The 16,039-nt window shown below is 62.2% G+C and carries 16 protein-coding genes; 9 read left to right on the top strand and 7 right to left on the bottom strand.

Annotated features, from left to right (window positions below; translation table 11 throughout):
* Positions 1–68: 68 nt before the first annotated feature.
* The 6 genes from BUS06_RS06720 (at position 69) to BUS06_RS06695 (ending at position 5,476) form a co-directional block, all read left to right on the top strand.
* On the top strand, positions 69–1,208 hold the full coding sequence (locus tag BUS06_RS06720; protein ID WP_074263573.1) for a mandelate racemase/muconate lactonizing enzyme family protein: 1,140 nt from the start codon (positions 69–71) through the stop codon (positions 1,206–1,208).
* Between the two features lie 101 nt (positions 1,209–1,309).
* The gene (locus BUS06_RS06715) at positions 1,310–2,350 is read left to right on the top strand and encodes an ABC transporter substrate-binding protein (protein ID WP_074263572.1); all 1,041 of its coding nucleotides are present in this window, start codon (positions 1,310–1,312) and stop codon (positions 2,348–2,350) included.
* A gap of 80 nt (positions 2,351–2,430) precedes the next feature.
* Positions 2,431–3,417 (top strand): ABC transporter permease, encoded by a 987-nt coding sequence (locus BUS06_RS06710; protein ID WP_074263571.1) that lies wholly within the window; start codon positions 2,431–2,433, stop codon positions 3,415–3,417.
* A gap of 36 nt (positions 3,418–3,453) precedes the next feature.
* Complete coding sequence (locus BUS06_RS06705; protein WP_074263570.1) at positions 3,454–4,275, top strand: quaternary amine ABC transporter ATP-binding protein; 822 nt, start codon at positions 3,454–3,456, stop codon at positions 4,273–4,275.
* A 118-nt stretch (positions 4,276–4,393) separates the two neighbouring features.
* Positions 4,394–5,098 (top strand): pseudouridine synthase, encoded by a 705-nt coding sequence (locus BUS06_RS06700; protein ID WP_074265944.1) that lies wholly within the window; start codon positions 4,394–4,396, stop codon positions 5,096–5,098.
* A 189-nt stretch (positions 5,099–5,287) separates the two neighbouring features.
* Positions 5,288–5,476, top strand: coding sequence for a hypothetical protein (locus BUS06_RS06695; RefSeq protein WP_074263569.1), 189 nt, complete (start codon positions 5,288–5,290; stop codon positions 5,474–5,476).
* On the opposite strand, the gene BUS06_RS06690 is transcribed toward BUS06_RS06695, so the two are convergent.
* Entirely contained in the window at positions 5,469–6,476 is a 1,008-nt protein-coding gene (locus BUS06_RS06690) for an NAD-binding protein (RefSeq protein WP_074263568.1), read from the bottom strand. The genes BUS06_RS06695 and BUS06_RS06690 overlap by 8 nt on opposite strands.
* Before the next feature lie 67 nt (positions 6,477–6,543).
* Between BUS06_RS06690 and BUS06_RS06685 the strand changes: the two genes are divergently transcribed.
* From BUS06_RS06685 to BUS06_RS06675, 3 genes are all read left to right on the top strand, one after another.
* Positions 6,544–7,575 (top strand): CDP-6-deoxy-delta-3,4-glucoseen reductase, encoded by a 1,032-nt coding sequence (locus BUS06_RS06685; protein WP_074263567.1) that lies wholly within the window; start codon positions 6,544–6,546, stop codon positions 7,573–7,575.
* Positions 7,576–7,907: 332 nt separating this feature from the next.
* Positions 7,908–9,092 carry an acetylornithine transaminase gene (locus tag BUS06_RS06680; protein ID WP_074263566.1) on the top strand — a complete coding sequence of 395 codons (1,185 nt, stop codon included), beginning with the start codon at positions 7,908–7,910 and terminating at the stop codon, positions 9,090–9,092.
* Positions 9,093–9,108: 16 nt separating this feature from the next.
* On the top strand, positions 9,109–9,618 hold the full coding sequence (locus BUS06_RS06675) for a GNAT family acetyltransferase (protein ID WP_074263565.1): 510 nt from the start codon (positions 9,109–9,111) through the stop codon (positions 9,616–9,618).
* Between the two features lie 159 nt (positions 9,619–9,777).
* Here the strand turns inward: BUS06_RS06675 and BUS06_RS06670 are convergent, their stop codons facing one another.
* The 6 genes from BUS06_RS06670 to ispH all read right to left on the bottom strand — a co-directional run bounded on the left by BUS06_RS06670 (position 9,778) and on the right by ispH (position 16,038).
* A complete protein-coding gene (locus BUS06_RS06670; protein WP_074263564.1) occupies positions 9,778–10,494 on the bottom strand; it encodes an ABC transporter ATP-binding protein in 717 nt (238 codons plus the stop codon).
* Entirely contained in the window at positions 10,494–11,270 is a 777-nt protein-coding gene (locus BUS06_RS06665; RefSeq protein WP_074263563.1) for an ABC transporter ATP-binding protein, read from the bottom strand. The genes BUS06_RS06670 and BUS06_RS06665 overlap by 1 nt, the downstream gene beginning before the upstream one ends.
* Positions 11,271–11,348: 78 nt before the next feature.
* Positions 11,349–12,518, bottom strand: a complete 1,170-nt coding sequence (locus BUS06_RS06660) for an ABC transporter permease subunit (RefSeq protein WP_074263562.1) — start codon at positions 12,516–12,518, stop codon at positions 11,349–11,351.
* A gap of 24 nt (positions 12,519–12,542) precedes the next feature.
* Positions 12,543–13,493 carry a branched-chain amino acid ABC transporter permease gene (locus BUS06_RS06655; RefSeq protein ID WP_074263561.1) on the bottom strand — a complete coding sequence of 317 codons (951 nt, stop codon included), beginning with the start codon at positions 13,491–13,493 and terminating at the stop codon, positions 12,543–12,545.
* A gap of 228 nt (positions 13,494–13,721) precedes the next feature.
* Entirely contained in the window at positions 13,722–14,438 is a 717-nt protein-coding gene (locus BUS06_RS06650) for an ABC transporter substrate-binding protein (RefSeq protein WP_254368771.1), read from the bottom strand.
* A gap of 640 nt (positions 14,439–15,078) precedes the next feature.
* Complete coding sequence (gene ispH, locus BUS06_RS06645; RefSeq protein WP_074263559.1) at positions 15,079–16,038, bottom strand: 4-hydroxy-3-methylbut-2-enyl diphosphate reductase; 960 nt, start codon at positions 16,036–16,038, stop codon at positions 15,079–15,081.
* Between the last annotated feature and the right edge of the window lies 1 nt (position 16,039).

Raw genomic sequence — 16,039 nt, 5'->3', positions numbered from 1 at the left:
CATGACGTCATTCCTAATCCAATCGTGCCGCCTCATGCGGCATTGCGGCATTCGTCCCAGGAACGCCCATGAGTTTTGAGACACCTCGCATTAGCCGGATTGAGATCACGCACCACCAGCTGGAGCTCGATCCGCCGTTCCCCGCTTCCTGGGATAGCCAGCCGCGGCGCAAATTTCCCGCGACCATCGTGCGTGTCCATGACGACGCGGGTCACGTGGGCATCGGCTCCGGCGATGCGATGTACGGCTTCGCGGACTACCAGCACCTGTTCGTCGGCACCGATCCGCTCGCCCTCGGGCGTCATAGCGCCGTGCTGGACAACATCGGCTTTCATGCGGGACGCCCGTGGCCGCTCGATATCGCGCTATGGGATCTGGCCGGCAAGATTCGCGGCGAACCCTGCTGGAAGATGATGGGCGGCCGCAGCAACCGGATCCGCGCCTACGCTTCGGGCGGCGTGCACCGGCATCCGGACGACATGGCGAAGATGGCGCTGCAGGTCGCCGAACGCGGTTTCCCGGCGCTGAAAATCCGCTTCGGCCGTCCAAGCCTCGCCGACGATTTCGAAGCGCTCGCTGCAGTACGCGATGCGGTAGGCGACCGTCTTGAACTGATGGTGGACTGCAACCAGGGCTGGCGCATGCCGTGGGACACAGCGGCACCCTGGACGGTGAACGAAGCGCTCGAAGTCGCCCGCGAGCTCGAAAAACACGGCGTCTACTGGATGGAAGAGCCGCTGCATCGCGGCGACTACGACGGCCATGTCGAACTGCGCCGCAGCACCGGCATCCGCATCGCCGGTGGCGAGATGACCCGCGAGCGCTACGAGTTCGATCAACTGCTCGCACGCGATTGCCTCGACGTGTTTCAACCCGACGTCGCTTGTTCACTCGGCATGGAAGGCCTGCGCAAGCTCGCGCAAGCCGTCGAAGCGCGCGGCAAGGTGTTCACGCCGCACACATGGGGCAACGGTATCGGACTCGCTGCCAATCTTCATCTGACGGCGGGCGCTGCGTCGGCGCCTTTCATCGAGTTTCCCTACGACCCGCCGGAATGGTCGATCGAGCGTCGCGATTTCATGCTGACGCAACCTATCGACGTCGACAGCGAAGGCTGGCTCACGCTCTCCGACGAACCGGGTCTCGGTCTCACGCTCGACGAGGCCGTGCTCGCCGCAACGCAAAGCTCTCGAAGTACCTACGCCTGACGCCTCTGCCGAGGCACAAACTAAAAACCGACGCAACTACGTTGCATGGGACCGGAGTAAGCGCTGAAGCGCCAACTCCGGTCGACATTGGAGACAAAACAATGCTGATGAAAACCTGGATACGCACAGCCTGCGTGGCACTCGCCGCAGGCGCCCTCTTCCCGGCCGCCGCGCACGCGGGCACCTGGTGCTCGAGTGGCAAGACCGTACGCTTTGCGGGCGTCACCTGGGAAAGCGGTTCGTTCACCTCGGAAGTGCTGCGCTATATCGCCGAGAAAGGCTACGGCTGCAAGACGGATACCGTACCGGGCAGCACCGCCGCGACCGAAACGGCCCTCGCGCGTAATGATCTGCAGGTCTGGGGCGAACAGTGGACGGGCCGCTCGGAGATCATCGCCAAGGGCGTCGCGGACGGTCAGGTCAAGCTGATCGGCGACACGCTGCCGGGCGGCACCAACGAAGGCTGGTACGTGCCGGAATACGTCGTCAAGGGCGACCCGGCACGCGGCATCAAACCGGTCGCACCGAACCTGACCTCGGTCGCCGATCTGCCGAAATACAAGGATCTCTTCGAGGACGACGAAGAACCGGGCAAGGGCCGCTTCCTGAATTGTCCGGCCGGCTGGGACTGCGAACGCGTGAACACGCGTCTGCTGAAAGTGCTCAAGCTCGACGACAGCTACACGAACTTCCGCCCAGGCACCGGTGCGGCGCTCGACGCGGCCATCTCGTCCGCGTATCAGCGTGGCAAGCCGATCCTGTTCTACTACTGGGAACCGGCAGCGCTGATGGCCAAATATAAGTTCGTGCAACTGAAGATGCCGCCGTTCAACGCCGATTGCTGGAAGACGCTGCGTGCCGATACCAGCACCTCGCAGTGCGCGTCGTCGTATCTGGTGTCGCATCTGAAGGTCGGTGTGTCGACGCCGTTCTATCAAGCCGAGCCTGAAATGATGGCGGCCTTTGGCAAGGTCAGCTTCTCGATGGACTTCCTGAACCAGACCATCCTCGAGATGACCAGCAAGAAGATCGACGGTCCGACGATGGCCAGGCAGTTCCTCCACGACCATCCGGAGATGTGGAAACCGTGGGTCCCGAACGACGTGGCCCAGAAAGTCCAGGCCTCGCTCACAGGCGCCTGATTCTCCGACGAAGTCACGACGCTTTGCGCTGAACGGCTGACGCACTGCGCCACCCGTTCACGCGCATCGGAGGTTTGATCATGCATTCGTTTTTTCTGCATCTGTCGATCGCCGACTGGGTGAACGATGTCGTTCAGGCGTTCGTCACCGCGCACGGTGACAGCTTCCACAACTTCAGCATCGCACTGCTGCGCTATCTGCTGGTGCCGCTCGAAGGCGCGCTGAGGGCTACGCCGGCGTGGCTGATCCTGCTCGCGGTCGGCGCGATCACGTGGAATGCGACGCGGCGTCTGCCGATTGCTGCGTTCTTCGTACTACTGCTTTATGCAATCGGCTGCTTCGGGCTGTGGGACAAGCTGATGGAGACGCTCGCGCTGATGCTGGTGGCGACCGTGCTGTCGGTGGTGCTCGGTGTGCCGCTTGGCATCTTCACGTCGCGCAGTGCGCTGCTAAGGCGGGTTCTGCTGCCCGTGCTCGACATCATGCAGACGCTGCCGAGCTTCGTGTACCTGATCCCCGTGCTGATGCTGTTCGGCCTTGGCAAGGTGCCGGCGATTCTCGCCACCATCATTTACGCGCTGCCGCCGCTGATCCGTCTGACCGATCTCGGCATCCGTCACGTGGATTCCGATGTGGTCGAGGCCGCCCGCGCCTTTGGCACCACGCGCTGGCAATTGCTGGTCAATGTGCAGTTGCCGCTCGCGCGGCCGAGCATCATGGCCGGCATCAACCAGACGACGATGATGGCGCTGTCGATGGTGGTGATCGCCTCGATGATCGGCGCACGCGGACTCGGCGAGGACGTGCTGGCGGGCATCCAGACGCTCGATGTCGGCAAGGGCACGCAGGCGGGTATTGCAATCGTGATTCTGGCGATCGTGATCGACCGTATCAGCCAGGGTTATGGACAGGACCGCCGCACGCGGCGACTGCTGGCGCTGCGCCGCAGGGCGAGGGCGGTGTCGCGGGTGCCGTACAAGGCCGCGGCAACCGAAGCCGGTACGGACAGCGCAGATGACCACGGCGAAGCGGCTCAGAGCGGGCTCGAAACCCGTACGGCGAAGTAGTCGTCAGGACAGCACGACGGTACGAAGGAGACAGACATGGCAGCGATAGAAGTAAAGCACGTGTACAAGCTGTTCGGCCCCGATACCAGCCACGCGCGCGTGCTCGACCTGCTCAGGAGCGGCAAGGGCAAGGCCGACGTGCTCGCGCAGACTGGGTGCAACGTCGGCCTGAACGATGTGAGCCTGAACATCGGCTCGGGCGAGATCTACGTGATCATGGGCCTCTCGGGCTCCGGCAAGTCGACGCTCGTGCGTCACTTCAACCGGCTGATCGAACCGACCGCGGGCGAGATCGTGATCGACGGCTCGGACGTCATCAAGCTCAACCCGCAGGGCTTGCGCGAGTTGCGCCGTTACAAGGTCAGCATGGTGTTCCAGAACTTCGGCCTGCTGCCGCACCAGACCGTGCTCGACAACACCGCCTACGCGCTGCGCACACGTGGCGAGGGCAAAGCCCACGCCAACGAGAAGGCGCGCACGTGGCTCGGCAAGGTGGGCCTCGACGGCTACGGCGAGCACTATCCCGACGAACTCTCGGGCGGCATGCGTCAGCGCGTGGGCCTCGCCCGGGCGCTTGCCGCCGACACCGACGTGCTGCTGATGGACGAAGCGTTCTCCGCGCTCGATCCGCTGATCCGCACCGAAATGCAGGACCAGTTGCTGCAGTTGCAGGCGACGCTGAACAAGACCATCGTGTTCATCACACACGATCTAGACGAGGCGCTGCGCATCGGGAACCGCATCGCGATCCTGCGTGACGGCACGCTGGTGCAGGAAGGCACGCCCGACGAGATCCTCACGCGCCCGGCCGACGATTATGTGCGGCGTTTCGTGGAGCGGCGCGCAGGCGTGCAGTAAAGGTAAAGCTGTCGCTCAGGGTAGCGACGGGCGACGGGTAGAATGCACGCGAATATACGCGAGGCGGCGGACCACACGGTCTGCCGCCAGCATGTCGCCCTGCCGTTCTCTCGTCCTCATGAATCTCGAAAGCGTTCTCTTCACCCAGGGTTTCGGTTCACGACGTCAATGCCGCACGCTGATCGCCGACGGCCGCGTGACGATCGACGGTGCTGTACAAGCCGATCCCGATGCCGATGTCTCAACCGAAGCGCTCACCTTCAGCGTCGACGGCGTCGCCTGGCCGTATCGCGAGCATGCTTACCTGCTGCTCAACAAACCCGCCGGCTACGAATGCTCGCGCGAGCCGCAGCATCATCTGAGCGTGTTCAACCTGCTGCCGCCGCAATTCGCCGAGCGCGGCGTGCAATGCGTCGGCCGGCTCGATCAGGACACGACCGGCCTGCTGCTCCTCTCCGACGACGGCAAGTTCGTGCATGCCTTCACCTCGCCCAAACGCAAGGTGCCCAAGGTCTACCTTGCGACCACGCGCCATCCGCTCGACGAGGCGCAACTCAGCGCGCTGCGCGAGGGTGTGCTGCTGCATGGAGAGCCTAAACCGATTGCCGCCGTCGCCGCGAACGCGCGCAGCGAGCACGCACTCGAACTGACCGTGCTCGAAGGCAAGTACCACCAGGTCAAGCGCATGGTCGCCGCGGCCGGCAATCGCGTCGAGGCGTTGCATCGCGAACGGATTGGCGGCCTCGGCTTGCCCGCGACGCTGGCAGCCGGCGCATGGCAATGGCTCGACGACGCCGACCTCGGATCTTTACGGAGCGGGTAAACAGGTAATCGCGAGCCAATCGCACGGTCCTGGGCCGCAAAGCCCCGTGGCATCGGGCACCCTGCGCGTGCTGGCGCACACACGGCCATCGATGCCGCCCCTTTTGCGCTGCGTCGCAGCATGCCCTTCTGAAAAAGTCGCTCTATACTCGATTAAACAACGACTACAAAGGTTTCAGGGAGGTGTGCCATGGTCATCAACTCTTCATTCGAGATGCCGGCCGCGCTGTTTGGTTTGATTTGTATCGCGGCGGTCCTGGTCGCCGCTGTGCTGGTCGTGATACGCCTGCGGCACAAGTATCATCCAAGCCTCATCGGCGCTTTGATCGGCGCGGTATTGTGCTTCCTGCTGCTCGAAGCACTACCGGCTCTCACCTGAGCCGCAGAAAATCCGCGACCGTCGGATAGCGCAGTTGCACGCGCAACTCGCGCTTCATCCGCTCGTTCACAAGACGCCGCGATTCACGCATGAACGACAGCAGCATCGGCTCGATCTGGCTTTCGGCCTGCGCACGTGTAATGCGCGGTGCGCGCTCGAATCCGTATGCGTCGGCCACCAGATCGAAATACTCGCCCATTTTCAAGGTCGTATCGTCCGACGCGTGGATCACCCGTCCGCGCCGCCCGAGTCTCGTCATGCGCACCAGAATCGCGGCGAGATCGTCGGCGTGGATATGGTTGGTGTAGACGTCATCGGCATCCACCAGCGCGGGCGTGCGCTTTTCGAGCCGCACCAGCGGCAGTCGATCGCCCGCATAGATCCCGGGAATGCGCGCGATGCTCGCGGCGAACGTGCCGCGGGCAGTGGCTCGCCGCAATTGCCACTCAGCGGAGACACGCCGTTTCGCACGCGCGTTGGCCGGTCGCACCGTGCGCGTTTCGTCGATCAGCGCGCCGCCACAATCGCCGTACACCCCGGTCGTGCTGGCGTAAACGATACGCACGGGTGGCCGCGCAGCGGCGGAGCGCCCTACCCCGTCGGGTACAATATCGGCTGCTTCCCGCTCCATCCATGCACCGCGAAGATGGCGCAGACGCGCTACCGGCGCCACGGCACTCCGTGCGGGCCGGATGCGGCGCGCGCTCAGGGCGCCAAGCAATGCGCGCGTGCGGCGGTCGTCGTCGCCGGTTTTTTGCGGCGGGGCCAGATGCAGCACGGTCGGCGCGAGGCCCGCGAGCCGCTTCAGACTGCGGCGGCTGTCGAGATCGCCGATGATTGGCGTCACGCCCGCTGCGCGCAATTCGGCGCCACGGGCCGGCTGGGTGGTCAGCGCAAACACATGCGCGCGTGGCTGCAAGAGCGCGACGCAACGCATGCCGACATCGCCGCAGCCCACAATGAGCACGCGCGGGCGGCGCAAGTTTCGTGTGGCTTTCATGGTGGACGCATTGTAGCCGTCAAGGGCGGCTCGCACCGATTACCGACTCTCAGAACTCGAACACGCTATGGCATTTAATGTAACGCTCCGGCAAAGCGGCCGGCAGTTTCAGGTAGAACCCGATGAACCCGTGCTGATCGCGGCTCTGCGCCAGGGCATCGGCCTGCCGTACGGCTGCAAGAACGGCGCCTGCGGCTCCTGCAAAGGCACCGTGGTCAGCGGCGAAGTCGAACAGCGCCAGCATTCTTCGTCGGCGCTCTCGAACGACGAAAAGACCCGCGGCATGGCGCTCTTCTGCTGCGCCACACCGTGCACCGATCTCGAGATCGACATCCGCGAAGTCGCCGGTGTCGGCGACGTGCAGGTCAAGAAGCTGCCGTGCCGCGTGAACGCCATCGAGCGCAAGGCCGACGACGTCGTCGTGCTGAAGCTGCAGCTGCCGGCCAACGAGCGTCTGCAATACCTCGCCGGCCAGTACCTCGAATTCATCCTGAAGGACGGCAAGCGCCGCAGCTACTCGATGGCGAATGCGCCGCACGTGGAAGGCCCGATCGAACTGCATATCCGCCATATGCCCGGCGGCGCGTTCACCGATCACGTCTTTACCGCCATGAAAGAGCGCGACATCCTGCGCTTCGAGGCGCCGCTCGGCACCTTCTTCCTGCGTGAAGATTCGGCCAAGCCGATCGTGCTGCTCGCCTCCGGCACCGGCTTTGCACCGCTGAAGGCGATCGTCGAACACGCGGTCTTCAAGAACCTCGACCGGCCCATGACGCTGTACTGGGGCGCGCGCCGCAAGAAAGACCTGTACCTGCTGGAGCTGGCCGAGCAATGGGCGCGTGAGATCCCGAACTTCAAGTTCGTGCCCGTCCTCTCCGAGCCGGACCCGAGCGACGCGTGGACGGGCCGCACTGGCTTCGTTCATCGCAGCGTCATCGAAGACCTGCCAGACTTGTCGGGTTATCAGGTGTACGCCTGCGGCGCACCGGTGATGGTCGAATCGGCGCAGCGCGATTTCACGCAGCACCACGGCCTGCCGGAAGACGAGTTTTATGCGGATTCCTTCACGAGCGCAGCCGACCTCGCGAACCCGGTTTAACCAGCGAACGTAGCTCGGCGAACCCTCGCCCGTAGTAACTCCGAGGCGGGTTTGCCGTCTGTGGCGGGACAAAAAAATCCGCCACAGACGAAATTCATGGTTTACACCGGCGCTCGCGTTGTCGTATTCTTTCGCGCATGAACCGCATCCAGTCCGAACTCCGACGTCGCCGCTCGCTGCTCCCTTAGGGACGCCGCCGGCTTTGTCACGGATTCGCGCCAGACAGGCGCATGTAGTTCGAATCATGAAAGCCACGGCATGCCGTGGCTTTTTGTTTTCTTCGTCCCCTTTTTACTGTTCCTTCACCCCTGCAACGCCCGGAGCCTGCCGCCATGAATTTCAATGAGTATCCCGTCGAGTCGCTGATGTACATCACCAACCGGCCCGAGATCGTTTTCACGCACGGCAAGGGCTCGTGGATCTACGACAACACCGGCAAGCGATACCTCGATTTCATCCAGGGCTGGGCCGTCAACAGCCTCGGGCATTGCAATGAAGGCATGATCGAAGCGCTCAACAAGCAGGCGCAATTGCTGATCAACCCGTCGCCGGCGTTCTATAACGGCCCGATGGCCCAGCTCGCGCAACTGCTCACCGAGCATAGCTGCTTCGACAAGGTGTTCTTCACGAACAGCGGTGCGGAAGCGAATGAAGGCGCGATCAAGCTCGCCCGCAAGTGGGGCAAGAAACACAAGGACGGTGCCTTCGAGATCATCACGTTCGACCACAGCTTCCACGGCCGTACGCTCGCCACCATGTCGGCAAGCGGCAAGCCGGGCTGGGACACGATCTACGCGCCGCAGGTGCCGGGTTTCCCGAAGGCGGATCTGAACGATATCGCGTCGGTGGAGAAGCTCATCAACGGCAAGACCGTGGCGGTCATGCTCGAGCCGATTCAGGGCGAAGGCGGCGTGATTCCCGCGACGCGCGAATTCATGCAGCAACTGCGCGCGCTGACGCGGAAGCACAACCTCCTGCTGATCGTCGACGAAGTGCAAAGCGGCTGCGGCCGTGCCGGCACGCTGTTCGCGTATGAACTGTCGGGCATCGAGCCCGACATCATGACGCTCGGCAAGGGGATTGGCGGCGGCGTGCCGCTCGCGGCGCTGCTTTGTACGGCGGCGGTCGAAGTGTTCGAAGCGGGCGACCAGGGCGGTACCTACAACGGCAATCCGCTGATGACGGCGGTCGGCTACTCGGTGATCTCGCAACTGACGGCGCCGGGCTTCCTAGAAGGCGTGCGGGCACGCGGCGAATATCTGCGCGCCAAGCTGCTTGAACTGTCGGAAGAGCGCGGCTTTGAAGGCGAACGCGGTGAAGGGCTGCTGCGCGCGCTGCTGTTAGGCAAGGACATCGGCAACCAGATCGTCGAGAAGGCGCGCAACCTGCAGCCGGACGGCCTGCTGCTGAACGCAGCGCGTCCGAATCTGCTGCGCTTCATGCCGGCCCTGAACGTGACCAACGAAGAAATCGACCAGATGATGGCAATGCTGCGGTCGATTCTCGACACCCTCTAATTCGCCCGGAGCACATATGACGGTAACGACGACCACACCGCTCGCGATCCGCTGCTTCGAAGCCGGCGATACCGATGTCGTGGTCGCGTTGTGGCAAGAAGCGTTTCCCGAGTACCGGGACGTGACGAGGCCGCAGCGCAACCCGCATCTGTCGATCGCCAACAAGATGACGACGCAGCCGGAGCTGTTCTTTGTCGCCGAGATCGACGCACGTGTGGTCGGCACGGTGATGGCGGGCTATGACGGCCATCGCGGCTGGATGTATTCGCTCGCGGTGGATACGGCGTATCGGCGGCATGGCATCGGCAAGCGGCTGGTCGCGCATGCGGAGGCGGCGCTAACCGCGCGTGGCTGTCCGAAGGTGAATCTGCAGGTGCTCTCGGCGAAGCAAGAGATCCGCGAGTTTTATGAGGCGCTTGGGTATCGGGCGGATGCTGTGATCAGTATGGGCAAACGGTTGGGTGAATTCGCTGACGCCGCCGCGCCTGTGTTGCCAGCAGAGACAACGTCACCATCCGCTGCTTAGTGCTGGCTGGATAACCGCCCGGGTCACACTCGTCACCTCGTGCACCCGCCCGGCGAGGCGCGTCGGAAATAACAAAGGCCGCATGCATCAAACGATGCATGCGGCCTTTTTCTTGCGCAGGTCAGAGTGGCTATTTCATCCACTCTTTCCGTTCAGCGTTTATTCACCGAGGTAAGCAGCCCGCACCTTCGGATCGTCGAGCATCTGCTTTGCGTCACCGGACATCGTCACCAGCCCCGAGTCCATCACGTAGCCGCGATTCGCCGCCTGCAGCGCAAGGCGAGCGTTCTGCTCGACCAGCAGCACGGTCATGCCTTCAGCCGAAATCGCCCGCACCACTTCGAAGATCTTCTCGACCATGATCGGCGAGAGACCCATCGACGGCTCGTCGAGCAACAACAGCTTAGGCTTGCTGATGATCGCGCGCGCCATGGCCAGCATCTGCTGCTCGCCGCCCGACAACGTGCCCGCGTACTGCGTGGCACGTTCCTTCAGACGCGGGAAGAAGCCGAACATGCGGTCCACGTCTGCCTTGATGGCGTCCGTGTCGTTACGCAGATACGCACCCATCTGCATGTTTTCGATAATCGACATGCGCGCGAAGATGCCGCGGCCTTCCGGCACCATCGCCAGACCGCGCTTCAGCAGTTCATGCGCGGGCAGGCCCTTGATCGACTCGCCCATGTACTCGATATCGCCCGCACCGTACGCCTTCAGACCCGTGATCGCCTTCATCGTCGTGGTCTTGCCCGCACCGTTCGCGCCGATCAGCGTGACGAGCTCGCCCTGGGCAACTTCGAGGTCGATACCCTTGACTGCCTGAATGCCGCCGTAATTGACCTGCAGGCCCTTGATTTTCAACATTGCCGTAGCCATCAGTGGACCCCCGCACCCAGATAAGCCTCAATCACCTTCGGGTCCTTCTGCACGTCTTGCGGCAGACCCTGGGCAATCACCTTGCCGTAATCGAGCACTGTCATGTTGTTGCACAGGCCCATCACGAGCTTCACGTCGTGCTCGATCAGCAGGATCGTCTTGCCGTCCCCGCGGATCTTGTCGAGCAGCTTGGTGAGTTCGACCTTCTCCGTCGCGTTCATACCGGCGGCCGGCTCGTCGAGCGCGAGCAGCTTCGGATCGGTTGCCAGCGCGCGCGCAATCTCGAGACGGCGCTGGTGCCCGTACGACAGGTTGCGCGACGTGTAGTCCGCGTATTGCAGCACGCCGACATACTCCAGCAGTTCGAGCGCGCGTTCCTTGATCTCGCGCTCTTCCTTGCGTTCCGACGGCGTCTGGAACACTGCGCCAATCAGGCCGTGCTTCGTGCGCACGTGACGGCCCACCATCACGTTTTCCAGTGCAGTCATGCCGCCAAACAGACGAATGTTCTGGAACGTGCGGGCGATGCCAGCCTTCGCGACCTGGTACACCGCGGTCGGCGTGTAGCTTTCGCCGTCCAGGCGGAAGTCGCCCGAATCCGGCGTGTACAGCCCCGTGATCACGTTGAAGAACGTGGTCTTGCCAGCGCCGTTCGGACCGATCAGGCCGTAGATTTCGCCCGCCTTGATTTCAAGGCCAACGTCCGACAATGCCTGCAGGCCGCCGAAGCGCTTGTTCACGCCTTTGACGGACAGGCGGATGTTGTTGTCACTCATAGAATTCTCCGTTGTCGACCAGAGTTGGCGCTTTAGCGCTTACTCTGGTCCCATGCAGGGCAATCGCCCTGCGCAGCCTCAGGCGCGCACCGGCTTCTTGCTGTTGCGCTTCGCGATTTTCGCAATCTTGTCCTCGTGCTTCGGTGCGGGCCACAGGCCTTCCGAGCGGTACAGCATGATGAGAACCATCGCGAGACCGTACAGCAACTGACGGATCACTTCGGTATCCACAATTTCGTGGCCGAAGATGGCGTTTTGCAGCGGACCCATTGTCGAACGAAGGAATTCCGGGAACACGGCGAGCAGCACCGCACCGAGAATCACGCCCGGGATATGGCCCATGCCGCCCAGCACCACGCAGGCCAGCACCACGACCGATTCCCAGAAGGTGAACGATTCCGGCGACACGAAGCCCTGGAAGCCGCCGAACATCGCGCCCGACAGGCCGCCAAACGACGCGCCCATCGCAAACGCCAGCAGCTTCACGTTCCGGGTGTTGATGCCCATGGCCTTGGCGGCGATTTCGTCCTCGCGGATCGCGGCCCACGCACGGCCGATACGCGAGTGCTGCAGACGCGTACAGACCCAGATCACCAGCAGCGCACACAGCACGAACAGGTAGTAGTACATGTACACCGTCGTGAACTGGAAGCCGAGGAACGTGTGAGTCTGCGCGAGGCTAAAGCCGCCCACGCTCACCGGATCGATCCCCGTGATCCCCTGCGGACCGTTGGTGATGTTCACCGGACGGTCGAGGTTGTTCATGAAGATCCGCACGATTTCCCCGAAGCCCAACGTCACGATGGCGAGGTAATCGCCACGCAGACGCAGCGTCGGTGCACCGAGCAGCACGCCGAACATCGCGGCGAGCGCCATGGCGATCGGCACGATGATCCAGAACGGCGTATGCAGTCCATGCGGGAACATTGCGCCGATCCACGCGAATTGCGTGGAAAGGTGCGGCGAAGACAGCAGAGCCGTGGTGTAGGCGCCGATCGCGTAGAACGCGATGTAGCCCAGGTCCAGCAGACCGGCGAAGCCGACCACCACGTTAAGACCCAGCGCCAGCATCACGTAGAGCATGGCGAAGTCGAGCACCCGCACCCAGTAGTTGCCGCCGGCTGCACCGATAATCATCGGCGCAACGATGACCAGTACTGCGGTGATGATGCCGACCGTCAGTGTCTTCGTCTTGTTCTTCTCGGGGATGAGCGTCGTGGACGGCTCGATCGGTTGAATTGAGGTCATGTTATTTGCTCCTTATGGCCCAGGTCAGGCGCGATCTGCGACACGTTCGCCAAGCAGGCCCGACGGACGGAACACCAGCACGACGATCAGCACAATGAAGGCGAACACGTCCTGGTAGTTACTGCCGAACACGCCACCCGTGAGGTTGCCGATGTAGCCCGCACCCAGCTGCTCGATCAGGCCGAGCACAACGCCACCGACCATCGCACCGCCGAGATTGCCGATACCGCCAAGCACCGCCGCAGTAAAGGCCTTCAGACCGGGGATGAAGCCCATGTAGAAGTGAGCGTTGCCGTACTCGGAGGCGATCATGACGCCGGCCAGCGCAGCGAGTGCGGAGCCGATCATGAAGGTTGCCGAGATCACGAAGTTCGGGTTCACGCCCATCAGGCTCGCGACGTTCGGATTCTCGGCAATCGCGCGCATCGCACGGCCGAGCCTCGTCTTGTGCACGAGCAGCAGCAGCCCTCCCATCACCAGGAACGCGACCACGATGATGACGATTTCAGTCATCGAGATCACGGCGCCCGGATTGTTCGGTCCGGCCTGGATCACGTTGATCGGATCGGTAGGCAGCAGCTGCGGGAACGGCAGCGGATTGCGCGACCAGATCATCATGGCGAGCGTCTGCAGCAGGATCGACACGCCGATGGCGGTAATCAGCGGAGCCAGACGCGGCGCGCGACGCAGCGGCCGGTAGGCCACCCGCTCGATCGTGTAGCCGACTACCGAGCACACGACAGCTGCGATGATCAACCCGATGATGAGCGTCGGCACATGGCCTAGCCCCGGAAAGTGGTTCTGCAGCACGCCTATGGCTGAAAGCGCAACCATCGCGCCCACCATCAACACATCGCCGTGCGCGAAGTTGATGATGCCCAGGATGCCGTAAACCATCGTATAGCCCAGTGCGATGATGGCGTAAACGCTGCCAAGCACCAGTCCGTTGAGGATCTGCTGGATGAAGATATCCATTTAATGCTCCTTAGCCCGTGCGACTGGATTCGTGTTCGTCATCATCGGTGGGCGGTGATGCTTCACACAAATCGCAACGGCACTGCGGGTACTGATGTAAAAGACCGGTAAGGGTTATCCGCCACCGGCTTGTCTTGCGACCGGAATACAGTCGCCGGCTCGCCGGAAACGGATGCAAAAACGACACCATGGGTGGGCCAGGGTGCCGTCAGGCTGTACGTCCCGTCATTACATCTCTACGGCGTCGAGGACCGCAGCTTCGCTGTCCTTGAAGTCGTAAAGCGTAATAGCGCCTTCTTTCAAATCACCCTTGTCGTCGAATGCGATGGGTCCGGTTACGCGGTCGTAACCGGGGGACGGCATCGCAGCCAGCACCTCGGGCGCATCGATTGAGTGGGCGCGCTTGATTGCTTCGACGTTCGCGTACAAAGCGTCATACGTGAACGGCGCGTCACTCTGCACCGGTGTGTCGGAACGGCCTTCATGCTTCTTCTCGAAGTCCGCTCCTTTGGCCATGTCCGAAGGCGCGAATGCCGCCTTCGGGCAAACCGGGTTTTGCACGGCGAATCTCGCCAGCTCCCCCACCTTGTCGGTCCACACACCGTCGCCGCCAAGGATTTTTGCCCTGATACCGGGCGTGGCCGCCTGCTTCTTCAGCGGTCCGCCCGTCGCGTTCATACCGCCGGACCCGATCAGGTCCGGCTGAACGCACTTCATTCTGGTGAGAAAGGCCGGGAAATCCGCGACCTGGTCATTCGCTGCTTCCCCGGCAACGACTTTTGCGCCGCTCGCGCGAGCGGTCTTCGCGAACTCGCCCGCGAGCCATTTGCCAATGGCGGGCGCAGATGCGTCATTCATCTGCGCGATACGCTTCGCGGCCAGCTGCGGCCGGATCTTCCGGCCGTCGAGCGTCGACCCCTGCGTGGTGATGTCCTCAAGCAGCAATCGCGCCCCGTTTTCGTTGTGTTTGCCGAAACCGGCAATACGCGGTCAACTTCGCAACCTTGGCCGCGCAGGACGCGGCGTAAGCAAACTTGACTCGCATTAGGTAGGTCTCCAGCGCCTTGCTAAATTCAGTGTCCGACGGCCAGAGGCCTTGAGAACGCGCGCATTGTAACTCCAATTATGCGATGGGCAATATTGTTGAAACGGCAGGGTTTTCCTGCATTGCAACCTCATTTTGCGACTAATAATCAGTAAGGGGCGCAACCCGGTTGCGACATTTTTTCGTGCATCAGTTGCACCAAGCTAGACGCAGGCAGCATCAAGTGTTGCGGCAATCGCGGTCAAGCCCCGGTTTCACAGCGCTGAGCGATAAGTACGACTTTTTAATATCTCAGCCCCCATACGCACAATGCTAGTGCATCAAAATTATGAGATGTCGGATATCAATAGAAAAAGCGGGGACTGATCACGGCCAGACCAATAAAATAAAATCGCTGGGAGGCAAAAAATTTCCATTCTGGGCGTCGCAAACGGGTCTATTTATGTGATGTGACACTTATTTAAAAGACGCGGTTCGCAGACTGCGGAAATGAAAAAGCGCGCCGTTGGCGCGCTTTTCTGATGAGACGGCAGGAATGGGTCAGGCAGGCAAACCGAGGCCGCGCGGTAACGGAAACGCGATATTTTCCTCGATACCTTCGAGCGCACGCACGTTGCGCACACCCAGTTCGCGCAAACGGGCAATGACGGCCTGCGCCAACACTTCGGGCGCCGAAGCGCCTGCGGTAACGCCAATGCGGCGCTTGCCGACGATCCAGGCCGGGTCGATCTGGTCGGGTGAATCGACCATATACGAGGGAATGCCGCGCTTCTCGGCGACTTCACGCAGGCGATTCGAGTTGGAGCTGTTCGGACTACCCACCACGATCACCACGTCGCATTGTGGCGCCATGAACTTGACCGCGTCCTGGCGGTTCTGCGTGGCATAGCAGATGTCCTGCTTTTTCGGCTCGCGAATCTGCGGATATTTCGCCTTGAGCGCAGCGATGATCTCGGCGGCATCGTCAACCGACAAGGTGGTTTGGGTGACGAAGGCAATCCGCTCGGGATCTTCGAGCGAAAGTTTCTGCACGTCGCCGATATCCTCGACAAGATACATGCCCTCGCCCGTCTGCCCCATCGTGCCCTCAACCTCCGGATGCCCCTTGTGGCCGATCATCACAATGTCGAAGCCTTCCTGACGCATCTTCGCCACTTCGATGTGCACCTTGGTGACAAGCGGACAGGTCGCGTCATACACGCGCAGACCACGCGATTCGGCTTCGGCGCGAACCGTCTTGGAAACACCGTGCGCACTGAAAATGACGGTGTTGCCGGCCGGCACTTCCTCTAACTGCTCGATGAAGATCGCGCCCTTCTTGCGCAAATCCTCGACAACGTAAGCGTTGTGAACAATTTCGTGGCGCACGTAGATGGGCGAACCGTGCAGCTTGATCGCGCGTTCGACGATTTCGATTGCCCGATCGACACCCGCGCAGAACCCTCGCGGTTGCGCCAGCAGGATCTCGGCTTCAGTCACAGTCGTATCCGTGGTGCTCATG

This window comes from Paraburkholderia phenazinium (genome assembly GCF_900141745.1).
GTDB lineage: Bacteria > Pseudomonadota > Gammaproteobacteria > Burkholderiales > Burkholderiaceae > Paraburkholderia > Paraburkholderia phenazinium_B.
Note: the sequence above shows the minus strand (reverse complement) of the source record. Positions and strands in the feature narration are given on the sequence as shown.

Bases quoted from the DNA above. Each gene is read 5' to 3' on its own strand.
- BUS06_RS06710 (WP_074263571.1), top strand. From the start codon at position 2,431: ATGCATTCGTTTTTTCTGCATCTGTCGATCGCCGACTGGGTGAACGAT.
- BUS06_RS06655 (WP_074263561.1), bottom strand. From the start codon at position 13,493: ATGGATATCTTCATCCAGCAGATCCTCAACGGACTGGTGCTTGGCAGC.
- BUS06_RS06660 (WP_074263562.1), bottom strand. From the start codon at position 12,518: ATGACCTCAATTCAACCGATCGAGCCGTCCACGACGCTCATCCCCGAG.
- BUS06_RS06665 (WP_074263563.1), bottom strand. From the start codon at position 11,270: ATGAGTGACAACAACATCCGCCTGTCCGTCAAAGGCGTGAACAAGCGC.
- BUS06_RS06700 (WP_074265944.1), top strand. From the start codon at position 4,394: ATGAATCTCGAAAGCGTTCTCTTCACCCAGGGTTTCGGTTCACGACGT.
- BUS06_RS06720 (WP_074263573.1), top strand. From the start codon at position 69: ATGAGTTTTGAGACACCTCGCATTAGCCGGATTGAGATCACGCACCAC.
- BUS06_RS06685 (WP_074263567.1), top strand. From the start codon at position 6,544: ATGGCATTTAATGTAACGCTCCGGCAAAGCGGCCGGCAGTTTCAGGTA.
- BUS06_RS06680 (WP_074263566.1), top strand. From the start codon at position 7,908: ATGAATTTCAATGAGTATCCCGTCGAGTCGCTGATGTACATCACCAAC.
- ispH (WP_074263559.1), bottom strand. From the start codon at position 16,038: ATGAGCACCACGGATACGACTGTGACTGAAGCCGAGATCCTGCTGGCG.
- BUS06_RS06690 (WP_074263568.1), bottom strand. From the start codon at position 6,476: ATGAAAGCCACACGAAACTTGCGCCGCCCGCGCGTGCTCATTGTGGGC.
- BUS06_RS06705 (WP_074263570.1), top strand. From the start codon at position 3,454: ATGGCAGCGATAGAAGTAAAGCACGTGTACAAGCTGTTCGGCCCCGAT.
- BUS06_RS06695 (WP_074263569.1), top strand. From the start codon at position 5,288: ATGGTCATCAACTCTTCATTCGAGATGCCGGCCGCGCTGTTTGGTTTG.
- BUS06_RS06675 (WP_074263565.1), top strand. From the start codon at position 9,109: ATGACGGTAACGACGACCACACCGCTCGCGATCCGCTGCTTCGAAGCC.
- BUS06_RS06670 (WP_074263564.1), bottom strand. From the start codon at position 10,494: ATGGCTACGGCAATGTTGAAAATCAAGGGCCTGCAGGTCAATTACGGC.
- BUS06_RS06715 (WP_074263572.1), top strand. From the start codon at position 1,310: ATGCTGATGAAAACCTGGATACGCACAGCCTGCGTGGCACTCGCCGCA.